General features: G+C 71.9%; 22 protein-coding genes and 1 pseudogene. 11 read left to right on the forward strand and 12 right to left on the reverse strand.

All coding sequences use genetic code 11. From position 1 onward, the window contains the following. Positions 1 to 215: 215 nt before the first annotated feature. Positions 216 to 1,367 (reverse strand): NADH-quinone oxidoreductase subunit D, encoded by a 1,152-nt coding sequence (locus tag UW392_RS20480; protein WP_320776496.1) that lies wholly within the window; start codon positions 1,365 to 1,367, stop codon positions 216 to 218. A gap of 31 nt (positions 1,368 to 1,398) precedes the next feature. On the opposite strand from UW392_RS20480, the gene UW392_RS20485 reads away from it, so the two are divergent. Both UW392_RS20485 and UW392_RS20490 read left to right on the forward strand, forming a co-directional pair. Then, complete coding sequence (locus UW392_RS20485; RefSeq protein ID WP_320776497.1) at positions 1,399 to 1,953, forward strand: PH domain-containing protein; 555 nt, start codon at positions 1,399 to 1,401, stop codon at positions 1,951 to 1,953. Positions 1,954 to 1,988: 35 nt separating this feature from the next. Then, positions 1,989 to 3,383 (forward strand): PH domain-containing protein, encoded by a 1,395-nt coding sequence (locus UW392_RS20490; RefSeq protein WP_320776498.1) that lies wholly within the window; start codon positions 1,989 to 1,991, stop codon positions 3,381 to 3,383. Positions 3,384 to 3,479: 96 nt separating this feature from the next. Here the strand turns inward: UW392_RS20490 and UW392_RS20495 are convergent, their stop codons facing one another. The 4 genes from UW392_RS20495 to UW392_RS20510 all read right to left on the reverse strand — a co-directional run bounded on the left by UW392_RS20495 (position 3,480) and on the right by UW392_RS20510 (position 7,906). Next, positions 3,480 to 4,985, reverse strand: coding sequence for a hypothetical protein (locus UW392_RS20495; protein WP_320776499.1), 1,506 nt, complete (start codon positions 4,983 to 4,985; stop codon positions 3,480 to 3,482). A 415-nt stretch (positions 4,986 to 5,400) separates the two neighbouring features. Beyond that, a complete protein-coding gene (locus tag UW392_RS20500) occupies positions 5,401 to 6,408 on the reverse strand; it encodes an ABC transporter substrate-binding protein (protein WP_320776500.1) in 1,008 nt (335 codons plus the stop codon). 62 nt (positions 6,409 to 6,470) lie between these two features. Further along, complete coding sequence (locus tag UW392_RS20505; protein WP_320776501.1) at positions 6,471 to 7,184, reverse strand: ABC transporter permease; 714 nt, start codon at positions 7,182 to 7,184, stop codon at positions 6,471 to 6,473. Then, a complete protein-coding gene (locus UW392_RS20510; RefSeq protein WP_320776502.1) occupies positions 7,181 to 7,906 on the reverse strand; it encodes an ABC transporter permease in 726 nt (241 codons plus the stop codon). The genes UW392_RS20505 and UW392_RS20510 overlap by 4 nt, the downstream gene beginning before the upstream one ends. A gap of 171 nt (positions 7,907 to 8,077) precedes the next feature. Here UW392_RS20510 and UW392_RS20515 point away from each other — a divergent pair, with 171 nt between their 5' ends. From UW392_RS20515 to UW392_RS20545, 7 genes and pseudogenes are all read left to right on the forward strand, one after another. Then, positions 8,078 to 9,241: a betaine/proline/choline family ABC transporter ATP-binding protein gene (locus tag UW392_RS20515; RefSeq protein WP_320776503.1), complete on the forward strand. Its 1,164-nt coding sequence runs from the start codon at positions 8,078 to 8,080 to the stop codon at positions 9,239 to 9,241. 107 nt (positions 9,242 to 9,348) lie between these two features. Next, positions 9,349 to 10,440, forward strand: a pseudogene (locus UW392_RS20520) (phosphatidylglycerol lysyltransferase domain-containing protein); the annotation flags it as partial. Between the two features lie 83 nt (positions 10,441 to 10,523). Further along, on the forward strand, positions 10,524 to 11,390 hold the full coding sequence (gene folP, locus UW392_RS20525) for a dihydropteroate synthase (RefSeq protein WP_320776504.1): 867 nt from the start codon (positions 10,524 to 10,526) through the stop codon (positions 11,388 to 11,390). After that, positions 11,387 to 11,893: a nuclear transport factor 2 family protein gene (locus tag UW392_RS20530; protein ID WP_320776505.1), complete on the forward strand. Its 507-nt coding sequence runs from the start codon at positions 11,387 to 11,389 to the stop codon at positions 11,891 to 11,893. Before folP ends, UW392_RS20530 begins: the two co-directional genes overlap by 4 nt. Positions 11,894 to 12,115: 222 nt before the next feature. Further along, positions 12,116 to 12,475 (forward strand): dihydroneopterin aldolase, encoded by a 360-nt coding sequence (gene folB / locus UW392_RS20535; RefSeq protein ID WP_320776506.1) that lies wholly within the window; start codon positions 12,116 to 12,118, stop codon positions 12,473 to 12,475. Next, positions 12,472 to 13,083, forward strand: coding sequence for a 2-amino-4-hydroxy-6-hydroxymethyldihydropteridine diphosphokinase (gene folK, locus UW392_RS20540; protein WP_320776507.1), 612 nt, complete (start codon positions 12,472 to 12,474; stop codon positions 13,081 to 13,083). Before folB ends, folK begins: the two co-directional genes overlap by 4 nt. Before the next feature lie 74 nt (positions 13,084 to 13,157). Beyond that, positions 13,158 to 13,646 (forward strand): DUF3180 domain-containing protein, encoded by a 489-nt coding sequence (locus UW392_RS20545; protein ID WP_320776508.1) that lies wholly within the window; start codon positions 13,158 to 13,160, stop codon positions 13,644 to 13,646. A 570-nt stretch (positions 13,647 to 14,216) separates the two neighbouring features. On the opposite strand, the gene folE is transcribed toward UW392_RS20545, so the two are convergent. The 6 genes from folE to dacB form a co-directional block, all read right to left on the reverse strand. Further along, positions 14,217 to 14,822, reverse strand: coding sequence for a GTP cyclohydrolase I FolE (gene folE / locus UW392_RS20550; RefSeq protein ID WP_320776509.1), 606 nt, complete (start codon positions 14,820 to 14,822; stop codon positions 14,217 to 14,219). A 142-nt stretch (positions 14,823 to 14,964) separates the two neighbouring features. Continuing rightward, the gene (gene ftsH / locus UW392_RS20555; protein ID WP_320776510.1) at positions 14,965 to 16,992 is read right to left on the reverse strand and encodes an ATP-dependent zinc metalloprotease FtsH; all 2,028 of its coding nucleotides are present in this window, start codon (positions 16,990 to 16,992) and stop codon (positions 14,965 to 14,967) included. 211 nt (positions 16,993 to 17,203) lie between these two features. Beyond that, positions 17,204 to 17,764, reverse strand: a complete 561-nt coding sequence (hpt, locus tag UW392_RS20560; RefSeq protein ID WP_320776511.1) for a hypoxanthine phosphoribosyltransferase — start codon at positions 17,762 to 17,764, stop codon at positions 17,204 to 17,206. 82 nt (positions 17,765 to 17,846) lie between these two features. Continuing rightward, positions 17,847 to 18,929 (reverse strand): tRNA lysidine(34) synthetase TilS, encoded by a 1,083-nt coding sequence (tilS, locus tag UW392_RS20565; RefSeq protein WP_320776512.1) that lies wholly within the window; start codon positions 18,927 to 18,929, stop codon positions 17,847 to 17,849. Positions 18,930 to 19,123: 194 nt separating this feature from the next. After that, a complete protein-coding gene (locus tag UW392_RS20570; protein WP_320776513.1) occupies positions 19,124 to 20,248 on the reverse strand; it encodes a zinc-dependent metalloprotease in 1,125 nt (374 codons plus the stop codon). A 93-nt stretch (positions 20,249 to 20,341) separates the two neighbouring features. Then, entirely contained in the window at positions 20,342 to 21,892 is a 1,551-nt protein-coding gene (gene dacB / locus UW392_RS20575) for a D-alanyl-D-alanine carboxypeptidase/D-alanyl-D-alanine-endopeptidase (protein ID WP_320776514.1), read from the reverse strand. Positions 21,893 to 21,971: 79 nt separating this feature from the next. Between dacB and UW392_RS20580 the strand changes: the two genes are divergently transcribed. Beyond that, positions 21,972 to 22,463: an inorganic diphosphatase gene (locus UW392_RS20580; RefSeq protein WP_320776566.1), complete on the forward strand. Its 492-nt coding sequence runs from the start codon at positions 21,972 to 21,974 to the stop codon at positions 22,461 to 22,463. 128 nt (positions 22,464 to 22,591) lie between these two features. Further along, complete coding sequence (locus UW392_RS20585; RefSeq protein WP_320776515.1) at positions 22,592 to 24,289, forward strand: threonine/serine ThrE exporter family protein; 1,698 nt, start codon at positions 22,592 to 22,594, stop codon at positions 24,287 to 24,289. A 9-nt stretch (positions 24,290 to 24,298) separates the two neighbouring features. Here UW392_RS20585 and UW392_RS20590 read toward each other — a convergent pair whose 3' ends face one another. Further along, positions 24,299 to 25,390 (reverse strand): DedA family protein, encoded by a 1,092-nt coding sequence (locus UW392_RS20590; RefSeq protein WP_320776516.1) that lies wholly within the window; start codon positions 25,388 to 25,390, stop codon positions 24,299 to 24,301. Between the last annotated feature and the right edge of the window lie 220 nt (positions 25,391 to 25,610).

Genomic DNA, 25,610 nt, shown 5'->3' on the forward strand with positions numbered 1-25,610 from the left:
TCTAGGGCCTGTTGCGAAAGTCCCGTCGTCCGCCCGAAGGGCGGGCCGGGCGGCGTCAGGTGCGTGCTCTCGCCGTGCCGGGCCCAGACCCTCGTACTGGATGTACTCGGGTCTGGGCCCGGTGCGGCGAGAGTGCGTGCATGGCGTCGCCCGGCAGGCGGGACTTTCGCAACAGGCCCTAGCGGGGAGTTGGCCGGGCCTACTCGTCGGTGGGCCTACTTGTCGATGTCGCCCACCACGAAGAACAGCGAGCCCAGGATCGCCACCATGTCCGAGACCAGCGTGCCCGGCAGCAGTTCCGTGAGCGCCTGGATGTTGTTGTACGAGGCCGAGCGCAGCTTCAGCCGGTACGGGGTCTTCTCGCCCTTGCTGACCAGGTAGTAGCCGTTGATGCCGAGCGGGTTCTCGGTCCAGGCGTAGGTGTGGCCCTCGGGTGCCTTGAGGACCTTGGGCAGGCGCTGGTTGACCGGCCCGGGCGGCAGCTCGGCGAAGCGGTCGAGGCAGGCGTCGGCGAGGTCGAGCGCGTTGTGGGTCTGCTCCAGCAGGCACTCGAATCGGGCCAGGCAGTCACCCTCGTCCCGGGTGACGACCCGCAGGACGTCCCGCAGTTCCGGGTAGGCGAGGTACGGCTCGTCGCGCCGCAGGTCGAAGTCGACCCCGGAGGCACGGGCGATCGGCCCGCTCACCCCGTACGCGTGCACCGCCTCCGCCGTCAGGACGCCGACGCCCCGCGTCCGTCCCCGGAAGATCTCGTTGCCGAGCACCAGGTCGTCGAAGACGCCCATCCGCGAACGCACCGCGGTGACGGCCCCCCGCGCGCGGGAGGTCCATCCGGCCGGGAGGTCCTCCTTGAGACCGCCCACGCGGTTGAACATGTAGTGCATGCGCCCGCCGGAGATCTCCTCCATGACGTTCTGGAGCTCCTCGCGCTCCCGGAACGCGTGGAACATCGGGGTGATGCCGCCGAGCTCCAGCGGGTAGGACCCCAGGAACATCAGGTGGTTCAGCACCCGGTTGAGCTCGGCGAGGAGGGTGCGCAGCCATACCGCGCGCGCCGGCACCTCCATGCCGAGCATGCGCTCCACAGCGAGGACGACGCCCAGTTCGTTGGAGAACGCGGAGAGCCAGTCGTGGCGGTTGGCGAGCATGACGATCTGGCGGTAGTCGCGCGCCTCGAACAGCTTCTCGGCGCCGCGGTGCATGTAGCCGATCACCGGCTCCGCGTGCTGGATGCGCTCGCCGTCGAGCACGAGCTTCAGCCGCAGCACACCGTGGGTGGACGGATGCTGGGGCCCGATGTTGAGCACCATGTCCGTGCTCTCGGCGGCTCCGCCGATACCGACCGTGGTCTCCGTCGTAGGAGTCATGGGAACAGTCTGTCGTACGTAGGCTGGCCGAATGGAGACGGGGACCATGGACGACGCGGGACACGACGGTGAGCACGGCGCGGGGCCGGCGGCGGTGACGGCACCGGCCCGGGCGGGTGGTGGCGAGCCCGTCTGGACCGGGTTGCCGCGTGGTCTGCTGCGGATGCGCCGCCTGCTGCTGGTGGTGTGGCTGGGGCCGCTGACCCTCGCCGCCGCCCTGGTGCCGGGCCTGCTGGCCGGTCCCGGATGGGGGCTGTTCGCCTTGCTGCCCCTGGGCCTGCTGCTGGCGGGCTGGCCGATGCTGGGCCGCAACTGGCAGTCCTGGCGCTACGCCGAACGCGCGGACGACCTGCTGATCAGCCGGGGCGTGCTGTGGCGCCAGGAGACCGTCGTCCCGTACGGGCGGATGCAGCTGGTCGAGGTGACGTCCGGGCCGGTGGAACGGTCCTTCGGGCTGGCCGGCGTACAGCTGCACACGGCCGCGGCCGCCACGGACGCCCGGATCCCGGGGCTCGATCCGGCGGAGGCGGAACGATTGCGCGACCGGCTCACCGAGCTGGGCGAGGCCCGATCGGCGGGGCTGTGAGCACGCCGGGTGCGCCGTCGGGTGCGCCGTCGGACATGCCGTCCGCCGTGCCCACGGAGAAGCCGAAGAAGCCGGAGAACGCGGAGAACGCGGAGAACGCCGCTGGCGCGGAGAACGGCGACGCCCCGCGCGCGGGTGATGCGGTGGTCGAGCACCGGCTGCACCCCGTCACGCCGCTGCGGCGCGCCTGGGCGCCGGTCGCCGTGCTCATCGGCTGGGCGGTGCACGACCTCGACCAGGCGCAGCGGCAGCTGGCGAAGCTGACCACGACCTCGCTGCTCGTCGGACTGGCGGTCCTCGTGCCGGCCGCCGCCCTGTACGGCTTCCTGACCTGGTGGTTCACCCACTTCGCGGTGACCACCACGGAGCTGCGCATCCGTACCGGCCTGCTCTTCCGGCGGACGGCGCACATTCGGCTGGAAAGGATCCAGGCCATCGACGTGACCCAGCCACTGCTGGCCCGGGTCGCGGGCGTCGCCAAACTCAGGCTCGACGTCATCGGAACGGACAAGAAGGACGAACTAGCCTATCTGGGTGAGGCGCACGCCCGCGCCCTGCGGGCCGAACTCCTCGCCCGCGCGGCCGGTCTCGCCCCCGAGACCGCGCACGAGGTGGGCGAGGCACCGGTACGCCGGCTGCTGAACGTACCCCCGGGCATCCTCGCCAAGTCCCTCCTCCTCACCGGGGCCACCTGGGGCACGCTGACCGCCGCCGTCGTCGTACCGACGGTGCTGTGGTTCGTCACGCACAGCGTGTGGACGGTGCTCGCGGTGGCGCTGCCGCTGCTCGGCGCGGCGGGCGCGAGCAGTGTGGGGCGGTTCGTCGGGGAGTACGACTGGACGGTGGGCGAGTCGCCGGACGGGATACGGATCGACCACGGACTCCTGGACCGCGCGCACGAGACGGTGCCGCCCGGCCGGGTGCAGACCGTACGGATCGTCGAGCCGCTGCTGTGGCGACGGCGCGACTGGGTGCGGGTCGAACTGGACGTGGCGGGCTCGTCGAACTCGGTGCTGGTGCCGGTCGCGCCGCGCGGGACGGCCGAGGCGATGGTCGCGCGCGTGCTGCCCGGGGTGACCGTGCCGCCCGCGCCGTCCCGGCCGCCGCGCCGCGCCGCGTGGTGCGTGCCCTTCTGGTGGCGCGGCTACGGCCTCGCCGTCACCGACCACGTCTTCATCTCCTGGCGCGGGCTGCTGCGGCGCAGTGTCGCGCTGGTGCCGCACGCGAAGGTGCAGAGCGTGCAGCTGGCACAGGGGCCCTGGATGCGGTTCAAGGGCCTCGCGGACGTGCGTGTGCACACCGGCGCCAACAAGACGGTGACCGCTCGGCTGCGGGACGCGGACGAGGCGGCACACCTGCTCCAGGCCCAGGCGGACCGGTCCAGGACGGGGCGCGGGCAGGCGCGGCCGGACCGCTGGATGGCCTCCTGATCCCGGCCGGCCGGGGGAGCACGTACGCCGAGGGGCGGCCGCGGATGGCGGCCGCCCCTCGGCGTACGTGGCAGTGTGGTCCGACTTCTGCCTCCGTCAGGAAGCCGCGCTGCGCAGCCCCTCCAGGTCGATCCGCTCGGTCTCGTCGTGGGCCGTCAGGTCGATGACCTGGCCGACGTCCCGCACGTTCTCGTCCGCGGCCTTGAACTCGGGCTCGCCCTCCGCCTTGTGCAGCGCGAGCGCCTCCTCACCGGCCACGTCCGCGAGGTCCTCGTTCTGTACGTCCGCGACCTGTACGTCCGCGACCTGTACGTCCTCGACGGCGGCCGAGTCCTTCTGCGTACCGAAGAAGTCGAAGCCGCCCTCGACGGCCGGGCGCCGTCGGGGAGCCGCCGGTACGACGGCCACCGCGGTCGGCACCGTGAAGTGACCGGAGGAACGGTCCGGCAGCGCGGGCGCCGCCACGGACGGTTCCGGCGCGGGGGCCACGAAGCCGTCGCCGGCCGCGCTGGACGTGGGCCCGGTGGGCTGGGACGGTTCGGTGGGGCCGTCCCGGTGGGCCTGGGCGGAGTCGGGGCGCTCAGAGGAGAACGACGGCGCGGAGGAACCCGAAAGCTCCGAGGACCCCACTGACACCGCGGATGCGTCCACGGCCGCGGGCTCACCGGCCGCCGCGGGGCCCAGTCCGTCGGCCGTCGCGGGGCGCACCGTCCCGGCCGCCTCGGTCTCGGCCTCGCCTTCTCCGGCGCCGCCCGCCTGCGGGGTGCCCTCCTCCGTGAAGTCCGGCTCCGCGGTGGCCGCCTGGGCGGTGGCCGCCTTCCCAGCGGCCGCCTCGACGACGTCCGTCTCGGCGTTCGCCGTCTCACCGTTCACCGTGCCGGCCGCGCTCGCGGCCTTGGCGGCGCCGCTCCCGCCCATGCGGTTCAGCGCGGCGCCGGCGCGCAGGAACAGCGCGGAGCCGGCCGGGGAGAAGATGCCGGGCGCGGTCGGCCGCGTGCCGGTGCCGGCCTGCCCGTCGCCGTCCTCGACGACTCCCTCACCGGCGCCGTCCCGCGAAGTCACCGGAGCGGGCGCGGTCCGCTGCGCGCTCTCGCCCAGCGGGCTTCCAGCGGTGAGCGCACGTGCCGTGGCCGGGGGCGCGGGCGTCTCCGCGGACGGTGCCTGCGAGGACGCCTCCGCGGACGCCTCTACGGCCAGCAGCCGGCGGTTCTCCAGGGCGGACGCGCGCTCCGACTCCGCGGTGGCGTACCGGCGCAGCAGAGCCGCGTGCTCGTTGCGCAGGCCCGCCAGCTCGGCCCGCTTGGCCCGCAGCTTCTCCTCCAGGCGCCGGCGCTGCCCGCGTGACTCGTCCAGGTCGGACTCCAGCTCGGCGACCTGCTCCTCGAACCGCCACTCGTCGCTCGCCCGCGCGCGCGTGAGCTCCGCGACGCGTTTGCCCGCCTGTGCGTCCCAGCGGCGCATGATGATCGCGCCCACGACCGCCGTCGCCGCGGCACCCGCGGCCAGCCCCCGGAGCAGGTACGGCTCCGAGAAGAACCAGGGCCCCAGGGCGCAGACGACCGAGACGCCGGCGATCGCCGAAAGCGGCAGCAGCCTGTGCAAGGGCGGTGATTGGCGATGACGTCCACGTGGCATGGCCAGAAACTTACCGCGCGTAGGCGAATGATGGTGCCCCGCAAGGTAAAAACACAGCCACCTCCAAGGTGCCGTGTCGTCTCGGGCGACGACAGCCACCCCGAGCTGCACGGATCGTTATCTGTAAGCGCTTGCGCATTCGATATCGGAACGGCCCGTGAAGTCATCGGCGGAACCGTCCGGCCGGACGATGCACCGGCCCCGGCACATTTCCGAAGGCAGGAGCCGGTTCATGCACACCGTTGATCCGGAGGGTGCGCACGGGAAGTCCGGCGGATACCCGGCGCGGGCGCCCGGCACGTGGCCGGAAAAGGCCCCGGACGTCCGCTCGCCACCGCCGGGGACTTCCCGCGCAGGTCACGGGTCATGCCGGGGGGACGGCCTACTTCTCGGTCAGTCCCTTGGACTCGAGGTACTCCGCGGCGACATCGGCCTCCTTCTGGCGCTCCTCGTCGACCTTCCGGTTCAGCTCCGCGAGATCGTCCGTGGTGAGCGTCTCGGTCAGCTTGCCGAGTACGTCGGCGATCTCCTGGTCACCCGCCTCCTCGGCGTTGACCACGGGGAGCAGGTTGTCGGCGTTCTGCAGCTTCTTGTCGTCCTCCAGCAGCACGAGGTCGAAGTTGTCGAGCGTGGCGTCCGTGGTGGTGGTGAGCACCATCTGGTCGGTGCCGTTCTTCACGGCCTGCTTGGCCTGTGTCGTCCCGACGCCCTTGGGGTCGATCCCGGCGACGTCGATGCCGTACGTCTTCTCCAGTCCCGGTGCGCAGAACGGCCGCGTCTCGCACTCGTCACCGGCCGCGATCTTGACCTTGACTCCCGACTTACCGAGATCGGAAAGCGTCTTGAGGTTGTGCTCCTCGGCGAATTCCCGGCTCACCGCGAACGCGTTCTGGTCCACGGCCTCTCCGGGCGGCAGCACCTTCAGGCCCCGCGGCTCGGCGAGTTTCCTCAGGGCGTCGACCGTGGCGTCGACATCACTGGAAGCGACCGGCTCCGCGTCCGGACCGTTCTCGTCGAGGTTGAGGAATTCGGCGAGGGTCGCCGCGTATTCGGGCACGATGTCGATGGCGCCCTTCTCCAGCTGGGGAGCGTAGATCTCGCGGTTCTCGACGGTCCGCAGGGTCACGTCGTAACCGGCGTCGTCCAGCAGCTGCTTGTAGAGCTCACCCATCACCTTCGCCTCGGTGAACCCCGCGGCGCCCACCACCAGCTCGCCCTTGGCGCCGCCCGAGGCGTCACCCGACCCCTGCTCCTCGAGGCTGTCCCCGCCACAGGCCGCGAGCATGCCGGTGAGTGCCCCGACGGCCATCGCCGCGACCGCTGCCCGGCGCACCCGGCGTACGCCGTGACGCCCGCCCGCTCTGCCCGTACCGCGTGTTCCGCTGTTCATCGACACCCCAGAAAATCCCGGCCCGTCAACAGGACCGTCGGCAATTTCGGTAATTACGGCCATTACTTCGAGATGCGGGACGCTGTGCGGCCCGGCCGACGCGCCCGTATCCGGGAGGCCGGCGACGGGTCGCCCACCCGCCCCGCCACCACCAGCACTCCCTCCACCAGCAGCGCGAGCAGCGCCACCAGGAAGGCGCCCGCCACGACCTGGGAGGTGTTCTGCAGGTTGAACCCGGCGGTGATGATCCGCCCCAGTCCGCCCTCACCGGCCATCGCGGCGAGCGTGGCCGTGGCGACCACCTGCACCGCCGCCGAGCGCAGCCCCGTCATCACCAGCGGGTACGCGAGCGGCAGCTCGACCCGGCGGAAGACCTGCCCGCCGCTCATGCCCATGCCGCGCGCCGCCTCCACCACCGACCGGTCCACCTCGCGCATACCGATGTAGGCGTTGGTCAGCAGCGGCGGCACGGCGAACAGCACCAGGGCGATCAGCGTCGGCAGGTCGCCGTGCTCCCCCAGCGGGGTGAGCGTCAGCAGCACCAGCACGGCGAGCGTGGGCACCGCCCGTCCGACGTTGGAGATGTTCACCGCGAGCGTGCCGCCCTTGCCGAGGTGACCGAGCCACAGCGCGAGCGGCAGGGCGATCAGGCAGGCGACGACGAGGGTGGCCCCGGTGAAGTACAGGTGCTCGCCCAGCCGGTGCCAGACGCCCGACTCGCCCTGCCAGTTGCTGTCCGTGGTGAGCCACTCCCAGGCTCCCGAGATCGCGCTCACGCCGGCTCCGCCACCTTCTCCGCCCGGACGCGGGCGCGACCGCGCTCCGGCCGCTGTGCCCGCGTCCACGGCGTGAGCAGCCGCTGCACCCCGAGCAGCAGCAGATCGGCGGCCAGGGCGAGCGCCACGCACAGGACGGACGCGGTGAGCACCTGCGCCTTGAAGGTGCTGTCGAGGCCGCCGAGGATCAGCGAGCCCAGCCCGCCGTAGTCGACGATCGCGCCCACCGTCGTCATCGCCACCGTGGAGACCGTGGCGATGCGGATGCCCGCGAGCACCGCCGGCAGCGCGAGCGGCAGCTCGACCTCCCACAGCAGCCGCAGCGGCCCGTACCCCATCCCGCGCGCGGCCTCGACGGCCTCCGCGGGGACGGCCTGGAGGCCCGCGAGGAAGTTGCGTACGAGGATCGTCAGCGAGTACAGCACCAGGCCGGTGATCACCAGTGTGGCCGACAGCCCGAACAGGGGCAGCAGCAGCGAGAACATCGCCAGCGACGGGATGGTGTACAGCACGGTCGTCACTCCCAGGACCGCACCGGCGGCGGAGCGCCACCGCCGGGCCAGCAGCGCCAGCGGGAAGGAGACCAGCACGCCGATCGCGACCGACGCGGCCGTGATGCCCACGTGCTGCACCGTCGCGTCGATCAGCTCCTGGCTCCGGGTGCTGACGTACTCCCCGCAGATCCAGTGGTTCTCCACCAGACAGTTCTGTCGAGTGCTCACCCGCCGCACCTCCCCCCATACCTCGAACACATGCGGCTGGACCGAACAGTTCTCGTGTTCTTGACTTGCCTGTGACCCTAGCCCCTGCCACTGACAATCACCGAGAGCCACCGCACGGCCGCAACACCGTCTTCACGCGATCGCGGCCGGCGAGGGACACAATGGGGAGTCATGATCCGGTTCGAGCACGTCACCAAGCGGTACGCGGACGGCACCACGGCCGTCGACGACCTGTCCTTCGAGGTCGCCGAAGGGGAGCTGATCACGCTGGTCGGCCCGTCGGGCTGCGGCAAGACCACCACGATGAAGATGGTGAACCGGCTCATCGAGCCCACGAGCGGCCGCATCCTGCTCGACGGCGAGGACATCGCCGCCGTCGACCCGGTGGAGCTGCGGCGCCGCATCGGCTACGTCATCCAGCAGGTCGGCCTGTTCCCGCACAAGACGGTCCTCGACAACACCGCGACCGTGCCGCACCTGCTGGGCGTCAAGCGGGCCAGAGCCCGCGAGCGCGCCGCCGAGCTGCTCGACCTGGTCGGCCTCGACCCGTCGGTGTACGGCGACCGCTATCCCGACCAGCTGTCCGGCGGGCAGCGCCAGCGGGTCGGCGTGGCCCGGGCGCTGGCCGCGGACCCCCCCGTCCTCCTCATGGACGAACCGTTCGGCGCGGTCGACCCGGTCGTGCGCGAGCGGCTGCAGAACGAGTTCCTCAGACTCCAGCAGTCCGTGCGCAAGACGGTCCTGTTCGTGACCCACGACATCGAGGAGGCCGTACGGCTCGGCGACCGCATCGCCGTGTACGGGTCCGGCCGCATCGAGCAGCTCGACACCCCGTCCGCGGTGCTGGGCGCGCCCGCGAACGAGTACGTGGCCGACTTCGTCGGCGCGGACCGGGGCCTGAAGCGGCTCTCCGTGACGCCGATCGAGGAGGGCGACCTGGAGCAGCCGCCCGTGGTGCACCTCGACGACCCCCTGCCCAGGGAGCTGGACGCACGCTGGGCCGTGGTGCTGGACGAGGAGGACAACCTGCACGGCTGGATCTCCGCCGAGCACGCGCGCGTGCGGACCGGCACCGTGCGGGAGCACGCCCGCCGCATGGAGGCGTGGCTGCCCGTGGGCGCGCCCCTCAAGCAGGCCTTCGCGACCATGCTGCAGCACGACGCCGGCTGGATAGCCGTCATCGATGACGCCGGCGAAGGCCGCTTCCTCGGCGTCCTCACCCCCTCCCGCCTGCACGAGGCGCTGCGCCGCTCCACGGCCGCGGACGCACGCGACATCCCGCGCGCGGACGTGCGCCTGGAGACGGTCAGCGACCCCGTGGGCGGCGCGCTGTGAAGGAGGAGTGAACCTCCGTCCCCGAGAGACCGTCCTAGAGGGCGCAATGGTGCCGGATGCCGGATTGGCACCGGATTCGACACTCCTTCGCCGAAGCACGGGATGCGATGTCTCTCTGGATGAACGGGCAGCCGCCGGGCGAGGCGCCGGGGCGGCCGGACGGGATCGCGGGGCGGTCCGGCCGGCCGCTCTGTGTCCCACGCGGACCACGCGGACCACGCGGACCGCGCGGACCGCGCCCCGACGCCGCCCCCGCCCTGGTCGCCCGGTCCTGCGCGCTCATGGGACTCGTGGACATCGCCGCGGGCGTCCTCCCGCTCCCCCGGGAAGGCCGTCCCCACGCCCTCGCCGAACTCCCGTCCGGCGCCCTCGGGCCGCTCGCGGCCGCCCTGTCCCTCGGCGCCGGGGTCCTCCTGCTGTTCCTCGCGCACGGACTGCGGCGGCGCGGGCGCCGGGCCTGGCACGCGGCCGTGCTCCTGCTGCCGGCCGGCGCGCTCGCCCAGTACGCCTGCCGCCAGTCGTTCCTCGGAGCACTCGGCGGCCTCGCCTCCGTGGCGCTGCTCGCGCTGCTGCTGCGGCACCGCGACCGGTTCCGGGCCCCGCCCGGCCCGCGCAGCCGCTGGCGCGCGCTCACCAACTTCCTGCTGATGGGTGCCGGATCCATCCTCGTCGGGCTGGTCGCCGTCGGCGTCCGCACCGATCACATGGTCGGCGCCCCGAGCCTCGCCGACCGTCTGGAGCACGTGCTGTACGGCCTGCTCGGCCTCCGGGGCCCGGTCCACTACACGGACGGCGCGTCCTGGACGGTCGGCCGGCTGCTCGCCGTCCTGGGCCTGCTGACCGCCGCCACGACGCTCCACCTGACCCTGCGCCCCGAACGGCCCGCCGCGCACCTCACCCCGGACGACGAGGACCGGCTGCGCGCCCTGCGGGAGGAGTACGGCGGCCACGGCCCGCCCGACGGCTCCGCCCGCCGGCGGGACACGGCGGTCGTCTTCTCCCCCAGCGGCAGGGCGGCCGTCACCTACCGCGTCGAGCACGGCGTCATGCTCGCCGACGGTGACCCGCTCGGTGACGTGGCGGCCTGGCCCGGCGCCATCGAACGCTTCATGGACGAGGCCCGGGCCCACTCCTGGACCCCCGCCGTCACGGGCTGCTCCCGGACCGGTGCCGAGGTGTGGAGCCGGGAGACCGGCCTCGGCGTCCCCCCGCCGGACGTGCGTCACCTCCCGGCGTACGGTCCCGGCGGACCGGCCCGTGCCCCGGGGCCTAGGCTGGACGCATGAGCAAGCAGAGCGAGCGCAAGCCCGTGACGGGACTGCCCGCGTGGGACCGCTGCGCGGTCATGGGCGTCGTCAACGTCACCCCGGACTCGTTCTCCGACGGCGGCCGCTGGTTCGACACCACCACCGCCGTGAAGCACGGCCTGGACCTCGTCACCGAGGGCGCCGACCTGGTGGACGTCGGCGGCGAGTCCACCCGCCCCGGCGCCACCCGCGTCGACGAGGCGGAGGAGCTCCGGCGCGTCGTCCCCGTCGTCCGCGGTCTGGCCGCCGAAGGCGTCGTCGTCTCCGTCGACACCATGCGCGCCTGTGTCGCCGAGCAGGCCCTGGCCGCCGGGGCCGCCCTCGTCAACGACGTCAGCGGGGGCCTGGCCGACCCCGCGATGGTCCCCGTCGTCGCCGCGGCGGGCGCCCCCTTCGTCGTCATGCACTGGCGCGGTTTCCTCGATGGCGGCAACGCCAGGGGCAGCTACGAGGACGTCGTCGCGGAGGTCGTCGACGAGCTGCACGCGCGCGTGGAGGCCGTCGTGGAGGGCGGCATAGCCCCCGACCGCGTCGTCGTGGACCCCGGACTCGGCTTCTCCAAGGACGCCGAGCACGACCTCTCCCTCCTCGCCCGCCTGGACCGCCTGCACGCCCTCGGCCACCCCCTCCTCGTCGCCGCCTCGCGCAAACGGTTCCTCGGCCGTGTCCTGGCCGGCCCCGGGGGCGCCGTGCCCCCCGCGCGCGAGCGTGACGCCGCCACCGCCGCCGTCTCCGCCCTCGCCGCCCATCGGGGCGCCTGGGCGGTCCGCGTCCACGAGGTACGGGCCACCGCCGACGCCGTGCGCGTGGCGCGGGCCGTGGAAGGGGCCATGGAGCGGTGAGCGCGCCCCACACCGACGTCGAGCAGGTCGAACTGGCCAACAGGGCCTTTTACGAGGCGGTCGAGCGCGGCGACTTCGAGACCCTCTCCGCGCTCTGGCTGGTCCCCGCGGACGTCGGCGTCGACGAGCAGTACCACGACCCGGCGGAGACCGGCGTGATCTCCTGCGTCCACCCCGGCTGGCCGGTCCTCACCGGCCGCGGCGAGGTGCTCCGGTCGTACGCCCTGATCATGGCGAACACCGACTACATCCAGTTCTTCCTCACCGACGTCCATGTGTCCGTCACCGGTGACACCGCCCTCGTGACCTGCACCGAGAACATCCTCAGCGGCGGCCCGCCCCCCGAGGACGGCGACGAGCCGGGCCCGCTCGTCGGCCAGCTGGTCGTCGCCACGAACGTCTTCCGGCGCACCCACGACGGCTGGAAACTCTGGTCCCACCACGGCTCGCCCGTCCTGGCCGAGAGCGACGGCGACGAGGACGACGACACGCCGGCCCGATGACCGCACCGGCTCCGCGCCGCCCGGCCGGAGCGTTCACCCGGGGAAACACCCGGTGAACCGTGCCCGCCCATGACCGGGCCCGGACCCGCGTGGGCAAGCACTGTCGGTGCCCGCAGGTAGATTCGGTGGGGCCGGGGCACCGACGGCGTCCGGCACCCACCCGGCCGGGGCCCGGAACCGGCCCCGAGACAGCACAGCCCGACGATTGCAGGAGTGATTCGCGTGGATCGTGTCGCGCTGCGCGGCCTGAAGGCCCGCGGGCACCACGGTGTCTTCCCGGAGGAACGCGAGAAGGGCCAGACCTTCGTCGTGGACCTCACCCTCGGCCTGGACACCCGGCCCGCCGCGGCCGACGACGACCTGGCGAAGACCGTGCACTACGGCATCGTGGCGGAGGAGGTCGTCGCCGTCGTCGAGGGCGAGCCCGTCGACCTCGTCGAGACGCTCGCCGAGCGCATCGCCCAGGTGTGCCTGAACCACGAAGAGGTGCAGGAGGTCGAGGTCTGCGTGCACAAGCCGCAGGCCCCCATCACCGTGCCGTTCGACGACGTGACCGTCACCATCACCCGGAGCCGAGCATGACCGCGTCCTTCACCGAAGGTCCCAGCGACCCGACCGTCCAGCCGGTGCCCGCCTCCGTCGTCGAGAAGGTGGACGCCGCCGACAGCACCCTGCACAACCCCCAGCGCGCCGTGCTCGCCCTCGGCGCCAACCTGGGCAACCGCCTGGAGACCCTCCAGGGTGCCGTGGACGCCCTGGAGGACACCCCCGGCGTACGCGTCAAGGCGGTCTCCCCGGTGTACGAGACCGAGCCCTGGGGCGTCGAGCCGGGCAGCCAGCCCACGTACTTCAACGCGGTCGTCCTGCTGAAGACGACCCTGCCGCCCGACTCGCTCCTGGAGCGCGCCCACGCGGTGGAGGAGGCCTTCCACCGCGTACGGGACGAGCGGTGGGGGCCGCGCACCCTGGACGTCGACATCGTCGCCTACGCCGACGTGGTCTCCGACGACCCCGTCCTCACGCTGCCCCACCCGCGCGCGCACGAGCGGGCCTTCGTCCTCGCGCCCTGGCACGACGTGGACCCCGAGGCACAGCTGCCCGGTCACGGCCCGGTCGGCCGGTTGCTCGCCGACCTCACCCACGACGGCGTCACGGCCCGCGCCGACCTGGAACTCCGGCTGCCCGAGTAGTCGTTAAGGTCTACCGGACCCGCAACATTCACCGGCCGTCGGACGACGTCGGACGACGCTGACGAAAGGACATCGTGAGAGAGCTGCGCATCAGGACGCTGGCCGCGGTGTTCGTGGTGGCCGGAGTGCTGTCCTGGGCCGGGGCCCGGCTGTGGAGCTCCCTGGGCACGCTGCCCAGCGTTCCGCTCGCCGCGCCCGTCGTGCTGGCCCTGATCGCCGTCGTCCTGCTCGCCACGGCGCTCTCGCTGCGCGCCCGGCTCAGGGCCCAGCGCGAACGCCGCCCGGGCGCCCAGGGCGTCGACCCCATGCTCGCGGCCCGCGCGGTCGTCTTCGGCCAGGCCAGCGCGCTGGTCGCGGCCCTGGCCGCCGGCGTGTACGGCGGGGTGGGCGCCTTCCTCCTGGAGTCCCTGGAGGTCCCCGCCCGCCGCGACCAGGCCGTCTACGCGGGCTTCTCCGTCCTCGCGGGCCTCGCCGTCATAGCGTCCGCCCTGTTCCTGGAGCGCGTCTGCAAGCTCCCGGAGGACGACGACAGCGACGGCGAGGGCACGGTGCGGGCGGCGTAGCGCATCGGGATCACCAGGGTTGCCGGACCAAGTGACCGTTGACCAGGAAACATGGGTGTGAAGCGAGGCGGTAGCTGTAGGAGGTGAACGGCTTGTGCCCCTCGGCTCTGCGATGCCGTACGTCATGAACCTGGGTCCAGGCAGACTCTCGTAGGTGCACAGGGTGCCGTTCGGGCTGGAACGTGCCCCGTGACGGCCAGCTGTCAGCAAGTATCCGGAAGGGCGCGTGGCGGACTCCGGACGGGCGTGCACCCCAGTCGCCCTCGTCAGGGACAGCGCGTAGCGTTCGGCCACCAGTCATAGCCGGTCCGGATGGCCAGTCGCACGCGGTTCAGCTTCCTGGCCGCCGTCCATGCCAGAACCGCCCCCTCGGCATCCCCGGCATGAACCCAGCCGTCGGGCGCCCAGCAGCTGGCCCCGCGCGACCGTGAAGGTCACATGATCCGTCGCGACGTCGACGCCCTCGCGCAGTTTCACTGTGCCGACTTCCGTAACGGTCGTCCGAACATCCTCCTTGATCAGCGATCCACTCACCGATCGGGACCTTGTCGGGCACCACCGACAATCGGGTCAGCGCGCCAGTATCAGGCTCATCGCCTCGGCACGGGTCGTGGCATCGCGGAGCTGGCCGCGCACTGCCGATGTCGTGGTCTTCGCGCCGGGCTTGCGGATACCGCGCACGGACATACACATGTGCTCGGCCTCGATGACGACGATCGCGCCGCGCGCTTCGAGGATGCGCACGAGTGAATCGGCGATCTGCGTGGTGAGCCGCTCCTGAACCTGAGGCCGGCGGGCGAACACCTCGACAAGGCGTGCCAGTTTCGACAGGCCGGTGATCTTGCCGCTCTCAGCCGGGATGTATCCGATGTGGGCGACACCGTGGAAGGGCAGCAGATGATGCTCGCACATCGACACGATCTCGATGTCCTTCACCAGGACCATCTCATCGTGTCCCAGATCGAACGTCGTCGTCAGGACGTCCTCGGGCTCCTGCCGCAATCCCGCAAGGAGCTCCCGGTACGCCCGGGCGACCCGCCCCGGCGTCTCCCGCAGCCCCTCCCGGTCCGGGTCCTCCCCGACCGCGATCAGCAGCTCGCGAACGGCGTTCTCGGCGCGCTTCTCGTCGAACTCGCCGATAGTTCCTTCGCCGTCCAGCGTCACGGGGTCGGTCATGTGCGGTGCCTCGTTCCTGTGCCTTCCGACGCGTACGAGTGAACGCGTCTCACCTGCGGTCATGCGGAATGCCGCGCTCCTCAGGCTAGAACCTGGGAAGCGCGGCATTCATTCCGGTCTGTCGGATCCGACGAGCGAGCGGTCAGCTCTCCCGGCGGTCCTCCGGGGACGCCTCGGGAGAGGCGACGGACTCCGCGGCACCGGTGATCGCCGACGTCGCGCCGTTCACCCCGTTCGTCAGCGCGAGCTCCTTGGGGGAGAGCACCGGCGGGCGGGTGGACGGAGTACGGCGGGACGAGCCGGTCCACGCCGGCCGCGGCGGGCGCTTGACGATCGGGGCGAAGACCTCGGCGATCTCCTCCTTGCCCAGCGTCTCCTTCTCCAGGAGGGCGAGGACGAGGTTGTCGAGGACGTCGCGGTTCTCGACCAGGATCTCCCACGCCTCGTTGTGCGCGGTCTCGATGAGCTTCTTGACCTCTTCGTCGACGAGCGCGGCGACCTCTTCCGAGTAGTCGCGCTGGTGCGCCATCTCCCGGCCGAGGAACGGCTCGGTGTTGTCGCCGCCGAACTTGATCGCGCCGAGACGCTCGGTCATGCCGTACTGCGTGACCATCGCGCGGGCGGTGGCCGTGGCCTTCTCGATGTCGTTCGCGGCGCCCGTGGTCGGGTCGTGGAAGACCAGCTCCTCGGCCGCGCGGCCGCCCAGCATGTAGGCCAGCTGGTCCAGCATCTCGTTGCGCGTGGTCGAGTACTTGTCCTCGTCCGGGAGCACCATCGTGTAGCCGAGGGCACGGCCGCGGGACAGGATGGTGATCTTGTGGACCGGGTCGGAGTTCGGTGAGGCCGCCGCGACCAGGGCGTGTCCGCCCTCGTGGTACGCGGTGATCTTCTTCTCCTTGTCCGACATGATCCGGGTGCGCTTCTGGGGACCGGCGACCACGCGGTCGATGGCCTCGTCGAGCATCTGGTTGTCGATCAGCTTCTTGTCGCTGCGGGCCGTGAGCAGCGCCGCCTCGTTCAGCACGTTCGACAGGTCCGCGCCGGTGAAGCCCGGGGTACGACGGGCGACCGCGGACAGGTCGACGTCCGGGGCGACCGGCTTGCCCTTCTGGTGGACCTTGAGGATCTCCAGACGGCCCTGCATGTCGGGACGGTCGACCGCGATCTGCCGGTCGAAGCGGCCCGGGCGCAGCAGCGCCGGGTCGAGGATGTCCGGGCGGTTGGTGGCGGCGATGAGGATCACGCCGCCCTTGACGTCGAAACCGTCCATCTCGACGAGCAGCTGGTTCAGGGTCTGCTCGCGCTCGTCGTGACCGCCGCCGAGGCCGGCGCCGCGGTGGCGGCCCACCGCGTCGATCTCGTCGACGAAGACGATGGCCGGGGCGTTGGCCTTGGCCTGCTCGAAGAGGTCACGGACCCGGGAGGCACCGACACCGACGAACATCTCGACGAAGTCGGAACCCGAGATCGAGTAGAAGGGAACGCCGGCCTCACCCGCGACGGCACGCGCGAGCAGGGTCTTGCCGGTGCCGGGCGGGCCGTACAGCAGCACACCCTTGGGAATCTTGGCGCCGACGGCCTGGAACTTGGCGGGCTCCTGGAGGAACTCCTTGATCTCGTGGAGTTCCTCGACGGCCTCGTCCGATCCGGCGACGTCCGCGAACGTCGTCTTCGGGGTGTCCTTGGTGATGAGCTTGGCCTTGGACTTCCCGAAGTTCATGACCCGGGAGCCGCCGCCCTGCATCTGGTTCATCAGGAAGAGGAAGACGACCACGATGAGGACGAACGGAAGCAGCGAGAGCAGGATGCCGACGATGGGGTTCTGCTTCGAGGGCGAGACCGTGTAGCCGTCCTCGATCTGCTTGTTCTGGAACTTGTCCTGCAGCGTGTTGGCCAGGGCGACACCCTGGTTGTCGATGTAGCTCGCCTGGATCTTGGAGCTGTCCTTGACCTTCTCGCCGTCCTTGAGCTCGACCTTGATGATCTGCTCGTCGCCGGTGGTGAGCTTGGCCGACTTGACCTTGTCCTCATTGATCGCCTGGACGACCTGGCCGGTGTCCACCGTCTTGTAGCCGCCGGACGAGCCGACGACCTGCATCAACACGACCACGGCAAGGACGGCCAGCACGATCCACATGACCGGCCCACGGAAGTATCGCTTCACGTCCATCCATACGGAGCGGTGCCGCCCCGTCCCTCCTGCCATAGTGAGTTTGATAAAGGCTGTTCTTCGGACGGTACCCCAGCATTGTCACCCGAAGCCGCGCGGGACGGCTGACAAACCCGTCTCTGCATGCTCCAACGGCGCGAAACCCGCTGGGGTTCCCGATCGTCTTACAGGGCTTGGGCCACAAGGGTTCCCGGGCCCTGCCCGCGGGGTCTCAGCCCCCGTAGACGTGAGGCGCGAGCGTACCGACGAACGGAAGGTTGCGGTACTTCTCGGCGTAGTCGAGGCCGTATCCCACGACGAATTCGTTGGGGATGTCGAATCCGACCCATTCCACGTCGATCGCGACCTTGGCCGCCTCCGGCTTGCGCAGCAGGGTGCACACCTTGAGGGAGGCGGGCTCGCGGGAGCCGAGGTTGGAGATCAGCCAGGACAGGGTCAGGCCGGAGTCGATGATGTCCTCGACGATCAGGACGTGCTTGCCCTTGATGTCGGTGTCGAGGTCCTTGAGGATCCGTACGACGCCGGAGGACTGGGTGCCCGCGCCGTAGGAGGAGACGGCCATCCAGTCCATGGTGAGGGGGGTGGACAGCGCCCGGGCGAGGTCCGCCATCACCATCACCGCGCCCTTGAGGACGCCGACGATGAGCAGGTCCTTGCCCGCGTACTCCGCGTCGATCTTCGCGGCCAGCTCGGCCAGCTTCGCGTCGATCTCTTCCTTGGTGAGGAGCACCTTCTCGAGGTCGGCACCCATGTCTTTCGCGTCCACCCGCATCACTTTCGGTCGTCCCGCACGTACGGCCGGCCGGCCCGCCCCCTGGGGGAGGTGCCGGGCGCTCCCCGCGGGAAGCGTCTGCTCAGCCTTGCCGAATCACCAGTCTGCCACCCTGCCGCCGGGCGACGACCTTGCCGGGCAGGTTGATGGCCCCCTGACCGCGCCAGCCGGTGATCAGCCGGTCGACCTCCTCGATGTGCCGGGCGAAGAGGGAGCCCGCCGGGGCGCCCGCGTCGATGGCGGCGCGGCGCAGCACACGGCGGCGTACGGCGGGGGGCAGCGCGTACAGCTTGGCGCACTCCAGCAGGCCCGTCGCGTCCCGTACGGAGTCCGCCGCCTGGCGGGCCCAGGTGTCGAGGGCGTCGGCGTCGTCCCGGGAGAGCTGGGCGGTGCGGGCGAGGGCCTCCACCACGCCCTTGCCGAGCGCCTTCTCCAGGGCGGGCAGGCCCTCGTGGCGCAGCCGGGAGCGGGTGTAGGCGGGGTCGGTGTTGTGCGGGTCGTCCCAGACCGGGAGGGACTGGACCAGGCAGGCCTTGCGGGCGGTCTGCCGGTCGAGCTGGAGGAAGGGCCGCCGGTAGCGGCCGCCGGCCCCGGAGACCGCGGCCATGCCGGACAGGGAGCGGATGCCGGAGCCGCGGGCGAGGCCGAGCAGGACCGTCTCGGCCTGGTCGTCGCGGGTGTGGCCGAGCAGGATCGCCGCGGCGCCGTGGCGTTCGGCGGCGGCGTCCAGGGCGGTGTAGCGCGCGTCCCGGGCGGCGGCCTCGGGGCCCGCCCCCCGTCCGACGGTCACCGGCACGGCCTCCACGGGGTCGAGGCCGAGCTCCCGCAGGCGCTGGGCGACCTCGTCGGCGCGGGCGTCGGAGCCGGGCTGGAGGCCGTGGTCGACGGTGATGCCGCCGGCCCGGACGCCGAGCTTCGGGGCCTCGAAGGCGAGGGCGGAGGCGAGGGCCATGGAGTCGGCACCGCCGGAGCAGGCCACGAACACCAGCGGCGGGAGCGGCCGGCCGCCGGTACGCGGTCGGGGGCCCGGGTCGCTGTCGTACGGGGGAACCTGGAGGGGCGCGTGCGGTGCGCCGACGGGCAGGGGCGGATGTGCGGTGAGGATGTCGTGGAGGACGCGGCGGACCGCCAGGCGTATCGCCGCGACCGCTGGATGGGGACCCATGGTCCGGTTCCCTTCACATGAAGTTGTCGGGGGTGAGCCCGAGTTCGGTCACTCAGAGTGTGTAGATGGTGACAGAGACGGGCCGTTCCCCGAGCATTGCACGCATGTCCATGGCTCACGCTCCCTCGGAAGGGTGATTGGAGGGGCGCTCCCCTGCCATGGGTGGCACCGGTCGCACGACTCGGCCGCCGAGTTCACGCCTCCGGACGGCTGTGCACCCGCGCGATCCAGTCCGCCGGTTTGGCGATCTCCGCCTTGGTCGGGAGGGTGTTGGGTGAGGTCCACACGCGGTTGAAGCCGTCCATGCCGACCTGGTCGACGACGCCCCGGACGAACCGCTCCCCGTCCCGGTACTGCCGGAGCTTGGCGTCCATGCCGAGCAGCTTGCGCAGGGCGAGGTCCAGCCGGGACGCCCCGCGCGCGCGGCGCTGCTGGAACTTCTCGCGGATCTCGCCGACGGAGGGCACCACGGCCGGGCCCACGCCGTCCATCACGAAGTCGGCGTGGCCCTCGAGGAGGGACATGACGGCGGTGAGACGGCCGAGGATCTCACGCTGGGCGGGCGTCTGCACCAGTTCCACGAGGGACCGGCCGTCGTCGTCCTCCTCGCCCTCGGGGCGGCCCCCGACGAACGACTGGGCGGCCTCACGGACGCGTTCGAGGACGGTCATGGGGTCGACCTCGGTCTCCCCCAGGAACGACTGGACCTCGCCCTCCAGGTGGTCGCGCAGCCAGGGCACCGCGGTGAACTGCGTGCGGTGCGTCTCCTCGTGCAGGCACACCCAGAGGCGGAAGTCGTGGGGGTCGACGTCGAGTTCGCGTTCCACGCTCACGATGTTGGGGGCGACGAGGAGCAGTCGTCCCCCGCCGTTCTTGCCCGCGGGGAGTTCACGCGTCGGCGGGGCGAAGGTCTCGTACTGGCCGAGGACGCGGGAGGCCAGGAACGACAGCAGCATGCCGAGTTCCACGCCGGTGACCTTGCCGCCCACTGCGCCGAGCACCGCCCCGCCGGGGGTGCTGCCGCGACGTTCCTGCATCTTGTCCAGCAGCGGTTTCAACACCTCGCGGAACCCGGCGACGTTCGCCCGGACCCAGCCCGGGCGGTCGACGACGAGCACCGGGGTGTCGTCGGCCTCGTCGGGACCCATCCGGGTGAATCCCCGGACGTGTTCCTCCGACGCCTTCGCGTGCCGGCGCAACTCCGTGACGACGGCCCTGGCCTCGTCACGGCTCACCTCGGGCCCCGGCCGCACGAGCCGGGTCGCGGTCGCCACCGCGAGATTCCAGTCGACCATCTCCGCACCACCGATGCTCGTCATGCGTCAACCGTACGGGAGCGCCGCCGGTTGGGGCAGGCCGTACGCGGTCGGGCTCCCTCCGGGGCGCGACCGGCGGGGACGTGACACAGGCTCTCAGCGGCAGCCGCAGCCCGCCAGTGCCGAGGCCGCCCGGTCCAGGGTCTGCTGGGCGGCGGTCGGGTCCGTCGTCCCGGTGGCCAGGAAGGCGAAGGCCAGCAGCCGTCCGTCCGCGTCCACGACCGTGCCCGCCAGGGTGTTGACGCCGGTCAGGGTGCCCGTCTTGGCACGTACCAGGCCGGTGCCGGACGTCTCGTCGGCGTACCGGTCGCGGAGGGTACCCGTGAAGCCGGCGATCGGCAGGCCGGTCAGGACGGGGCGCAGTCCGGGCCGGCGGGGGGAGGCGGCCTCGGCGAGGAGGGCGGTGAGGAGGTCCGCCGTCATCCGGTCGTCGCGGCTCAGTCCGCTGCCGTCGGCGAAGCGGACGCCGTCCAGCGGGAGGCCGAGTTCCCGCAGCTCGTCGCGGATCGCGGTGCCGGCGCCCGCGAAGCTCGCCGGTTCGCCCGAGGCGAGGGCGGTCTGGCGGGCCAGGGCCTCGGCGATGTCGTTGTCGCTGCTGGTCAGCATGCGTTCGACCAGGGCGGACAACGGCGGGGAGGAGACGGAGCCCAGGATCCGCGCGCCCTTCGCGGCCTCCGCCTCGTCGACGCTGCGCGCCGTGATGCCCCGGTCCTCCAGGAGCTCCTCGAACCGCTGCGCCGCGTCCTCGGCCGGGTCGGCGGCGCGGTCGGCCGGACCGCTGGTGGAGTCGTCCAGGCGGGCCTCGTCGACCATGAGGGGCGTGACCCGGGCGAGGTTCGGGTTCGGGCCGATGGAGTGCAGCGCCGGCCCCTCGTAGAGGGAGGTGTCGTAGGCGAGCGTGATCTCGTCCAGGTGGCGTTTCCGCAGCGCGGCGGCCGTCTCGTCGGCGAGTTCGCGCAGGCTCGCGTACCCTTCCGCGTCCTCGCGCGCGGTCAGGGTGGGGTCGCCGCCGCCGACGAGGACGACCTCGTCGGAGCCGGGCGCGAGGACGGTGCGCGTCTCGATGCGGTGGTCGGCCCCGGCCGCCGAGAGCGCGGCGGCGGCGGTGGCGATCTTCGTGGTGGACGCCGGGGTCGACGCGTCGTCCGCACCCCTGCCGTACAGGACCTTCCCGGTCGCCACGTCGACGACCGCGGCCGTGTGGCGGGGGCCCAGCGCCTCGTCGTCGAGCAGGGGGTCCAGGAGGCCGGCGAGGGCCCGCCCGCCGGGCGCGGACCCCGAGCCGCCGAGGCCGGCCAGCACGGAGGGGGCGCTCGGAGCGGGCTTGGGCGCCCCCTGAGCGGTACCGGGCGACCAGCCGGAATCGGGCCCGTGATCTGTGCCACCCTGCCGATCCCGCGCTGCGGCCCGGTCCCGCTCCGCCGTACGCTGACCGGTGGAGTCCCAGGGACCGGCCACGGTGACCGCCCCGGCCGCCAGCAGCAGGCCGGCGGTGGCGGCACCGGCGGCGAACTGGAGGGTCGTGAACCCGGTGGAGCGGGCCGCGACGACCCGCGTGACGCGTTCCGCGCGTGACCGCGCGGCGCGCGCGATCCGCACCACGTGCGGCCTCGCGGCCCGCCAGCCCTTCGGCTCCGGCACGACCACCAGCCCCTTTCGCGATCACACACCTGCGTGAGGGACACTTAATCACCAGAACTATGTGTTGATCATGGAGGAGCCACCGGTGGAGTTCGACGTCACGATCGAGATTCCGAAGGGTTCGCGGAACAAGTACGAGGTGGACCACGAGACCGGTCGGATCCGCCTGGACCGTCGCCTCTTCACCTCGACCAGCTACCCGGCCGACTACGGCTTCGTCGAGAACACCCTCGGCGAGGACGGGGACCCGCTGGACGCGCTGGTCCTGCTGGAGGAGCCCACGTTCCCCGGATGCCTCATCAAGTGCCGCGCGATCGGCATGTTCCGGATGACCGACGAGGCCGGCGGCGACGACAAGCTGCTGTGCGTCCCGGCCTCCGACCCGCGCGTGGAGCACCTGCGGGACATCCACCACGTGTCCGAGTTCGACCGCCTGGAGATCCAGCACTTCTTCGAGGTCTACAAGGACCTGGAGCCCGGCAAGTCCGTCGAGGGCGCCAACTGGGTGGGCCGGACCGACGCGGAGGCCGAGATCGAGCGCTCGTACAAGCGCGCCAAGGAGCAGGGCGGTCACTGACCTCCGGCCCCGTGACGGACGGGCCGTGTGACTCCCTCGTGGGGTGACGCGGCCCGTTCGCGCGTTCGTGCGCATACTGAGGCGTACGGGAGGTAGGTGATCGGGGGGCACGTAGTCGGGAGCAGTGGGTGACGAGGACGACGGAGACGGAGGACCGCAAGCCCCGGTCGGACGAGGCGCGCAGCGCGTTCGCCCGACCGGAGGGCGACGCGGAGTCGTCGACGACCTCGGAGTTCGCGGTCCCCGACGGCCTCGACGTGGCGGGCACGTTCGCGGAGTCCGAGGTCACGTCGGAGTTCGCCGTACCGCAGGGGTTCGCTCCGCCACCGCAGTCCGGCGCCGAACCCGAACGGTCGGCGTTCACCCCGCCGAGCACCTACGACGCCCGCAACGCGCCCGGCTTCACCCCGGCGGAGGGCGTCCCCGCGGTCAGCCTGACCAAGGACGGGCCCTGGCAGGACCGGATGCGCACGATGCTGCGCATGCCGGTGGCCGAGCGGCCCGCTCCGGAGCGTCCGCAGAAGGCGGAGGAGGGCGGCCCGGCCGTCCCCCGCGTGCTCGACCTGACGCTGCGCATCGGCGAGCTGCTGCTCGCGGGCGGTGAGAACGCCGAGGACGTGGAGGCGGCGATGTTCGCCGTGTGCCGCTCCTACGGCCTCGACCGCTGCGAGCCGACCGTCACCTTCACCCTGCTCTCCATCACCCACCAGCCGTCCCTGGTGGAGGACCCGGTGTCGGCGTCGCGGACGGTGCGCCGGCGCGGCACCGACTACACCCGTCTGGCGGCCGTCTACCGGCTCGTGGACGACCTGAGCGACCCGGACAGCCAGATCTCCCTGGAGGAGGCCTACCGGCGGCTGGCGGAGATACGCCGCAACCGCCACCCCTACCCCGGCTGGGCGCTGACCGCCGCCGCCGGGCTGCTCGCGGGCACGGCCTCCGTCCTCGTCGGCGGTGGCCTGGTGGTGTTCGTGGCGGCCGCGCTGGGCGCGATGCTCGGCGACCGGCTGGCGTGGCTGTGCGCCGGGCGCGGACTGCCGGAGTTCTACCAGTTCTCGGTGGCCGCGATGCCCCCGGCGGCGATCGGGGTCGCGCTGACACTGGCCGACGTGGACGTGAAGGCCTCCGCGGTGATCACCGGTGGGCTCTTCGCGCTGCTGCCCGGGCGGGCCCTGGTGGCCGGGGTGCAGGACGGGCTGACCGGCTTCTACATCACCGCCTCCGCGCGCCTGCTGGAGGTCCTGTACCTGTTCGTCGGCATCGTCGTGGGCGTGCTGCTGGTCCTGTACTTCGGCGTCAAGTTCGGCGCCGAGCTCAACCCGGACGCGGCCCTCGGCTCCTCCAACAGGCCGCTGTGGCAGATCGGCGCGTCGATGCTGCTGTCGCTGGCCTTCGCGGTGCTGCTCCAGCAGGAACGTTCCACCGTGCTCGCGGTGACGCTCAACGGGGGCGTGGCCTGGTCGGTGTACGGCGCGATGCACTACGCGGGGGGCTTCTCGCCGGTGGCTTCGACGGCCGTGGCGGCGGGCCTGGTGGGCCTCTTCGGGCAGCTGATGTCCCGCTACCGGTTCGCGTCGGCGCTGCCGTACACGACCGCGGCGATCGGGCCGCTGCTGCCCGGTTCGGCGACGTACTTCGGACTGCTCGCGTTCGCCCAGAACCACGTCGACGCGGGACTGGTGAGCCTCACCAAGGCCGCCGCCCTCGCCATGGCCATCGCGATCGGGGTGAACCTGGGATCGGAGATCTCCCGGCTGTTCCTGCGGATGCCGGGGGCGGCGAGTGCGGCGGGACGGCGCGCGGCGAAGCGGACGCGCGGTTTCTGAGCGCGCTGCTCAGCCCTGGTTCCGCGGGTGCTCCTGCCCGTACGGGTATCCCTGGCCCTGACCCTGCGGGTACTGCTGGTTCTGACCCTGGGGGTACTGCTGGTTCTGACCCTGCGGGTACTGCTGCCCCTGGTTCCGGGGGTACTGCTGACCGTGGCCCTGATCCTGCGGGTACTGCTGACCCTGGCCCTGCGGGTACTGCTGACCCTGCGGGTACTGGTGTGCGTACGGCTGGGGCTGGGGCTGCTGCTGCCCGTAGCCCTGCTGCTCCGTGCCGTACGGCTGCGGCGGGGGGTAGGACGCGCCCTGCCCGTGCTGGTTGCCGTACTGCTGCCCGTATCCCGGCGCCCGGCCGTCGTACGCCTGGTCGCCGTTCCGCCCGTCCGAGGGGATGCGGCGCAGCTGGGTCGTCGCGTCGTCCATGGCGGGCGGCACCGCGCCCGGGACCTGGACGGCGGCGGGCTGCTCCTGCTGCTGCTTCGCCTTCTCCTTGCGGGCCTTCCAGAGCTCCAGGATGATCGGCACCACCGACAGGAAGACGATCAGGATCAGCATCGCCTCGATGTTCTCGCGGACGAACGCGATGCTGCCGAGCCAGGAGCCGAGCAGGGTGACGCCCGCGCCCCACAGGATGCCGCCGACGACGTTGTAGGTCAGGAACGTGCGGTACTTCATCCCGCTGACGCCGGCGATGATCGGCGTGAACGTGCGCACGATGGGCACGAAGCGGGCCAGGATCAGCGACTTGGGGCCGTGCTTCTCGAAGAACTCGTGACCCTTGACCACGTTCTCCTGCTTGAACAGGCGGGAGTCGGGGCGGGTGAAGATCGCCGGCCCCACCTTCTTGCCGAACATGTAGCCCGCCTGGTCACCGAGGATCGCGGCGACGCAGATCAGCACGATGGCCAGCCACAGCGGGAAGTCCAGCGTCTTGGAGGTGATCAGCATGCCCGCGGTGAACAGCAGCGAGTCACCGGGCAGGAAGAACCCGATGAGCAGGCCGGACTCGGCGAACACGATGGCGAGCAGACCCCAGATGCCGAACGTGTCGAGCAGATAGTTCGGATCCAACCAGCTTGGTCCGAGAGCGAGCGTCGTCACGTTCCGGGCTCCTGTGGGATGTCTGGGAATGAGATGGGCACGAGGCGGGTACGGTGTACGGCTGACCAAAGCTATCAACGGCAGCCGGTACCCCCAGGTTCCACCGTCCCTCCCAGGATGCACTGTGCGGCGGCTCGGCCGCACCTGTGGGCACGTGTAAGGGGCGCCCCCAAGAGCGGGCGCCCCTTACCGACTTGGATCCGAGCGGTGCCGGCCGGCC

The sequence above is a fragment of the Streptomyces sp. CRN 30 genome (genome assembly GCF_034105845.1).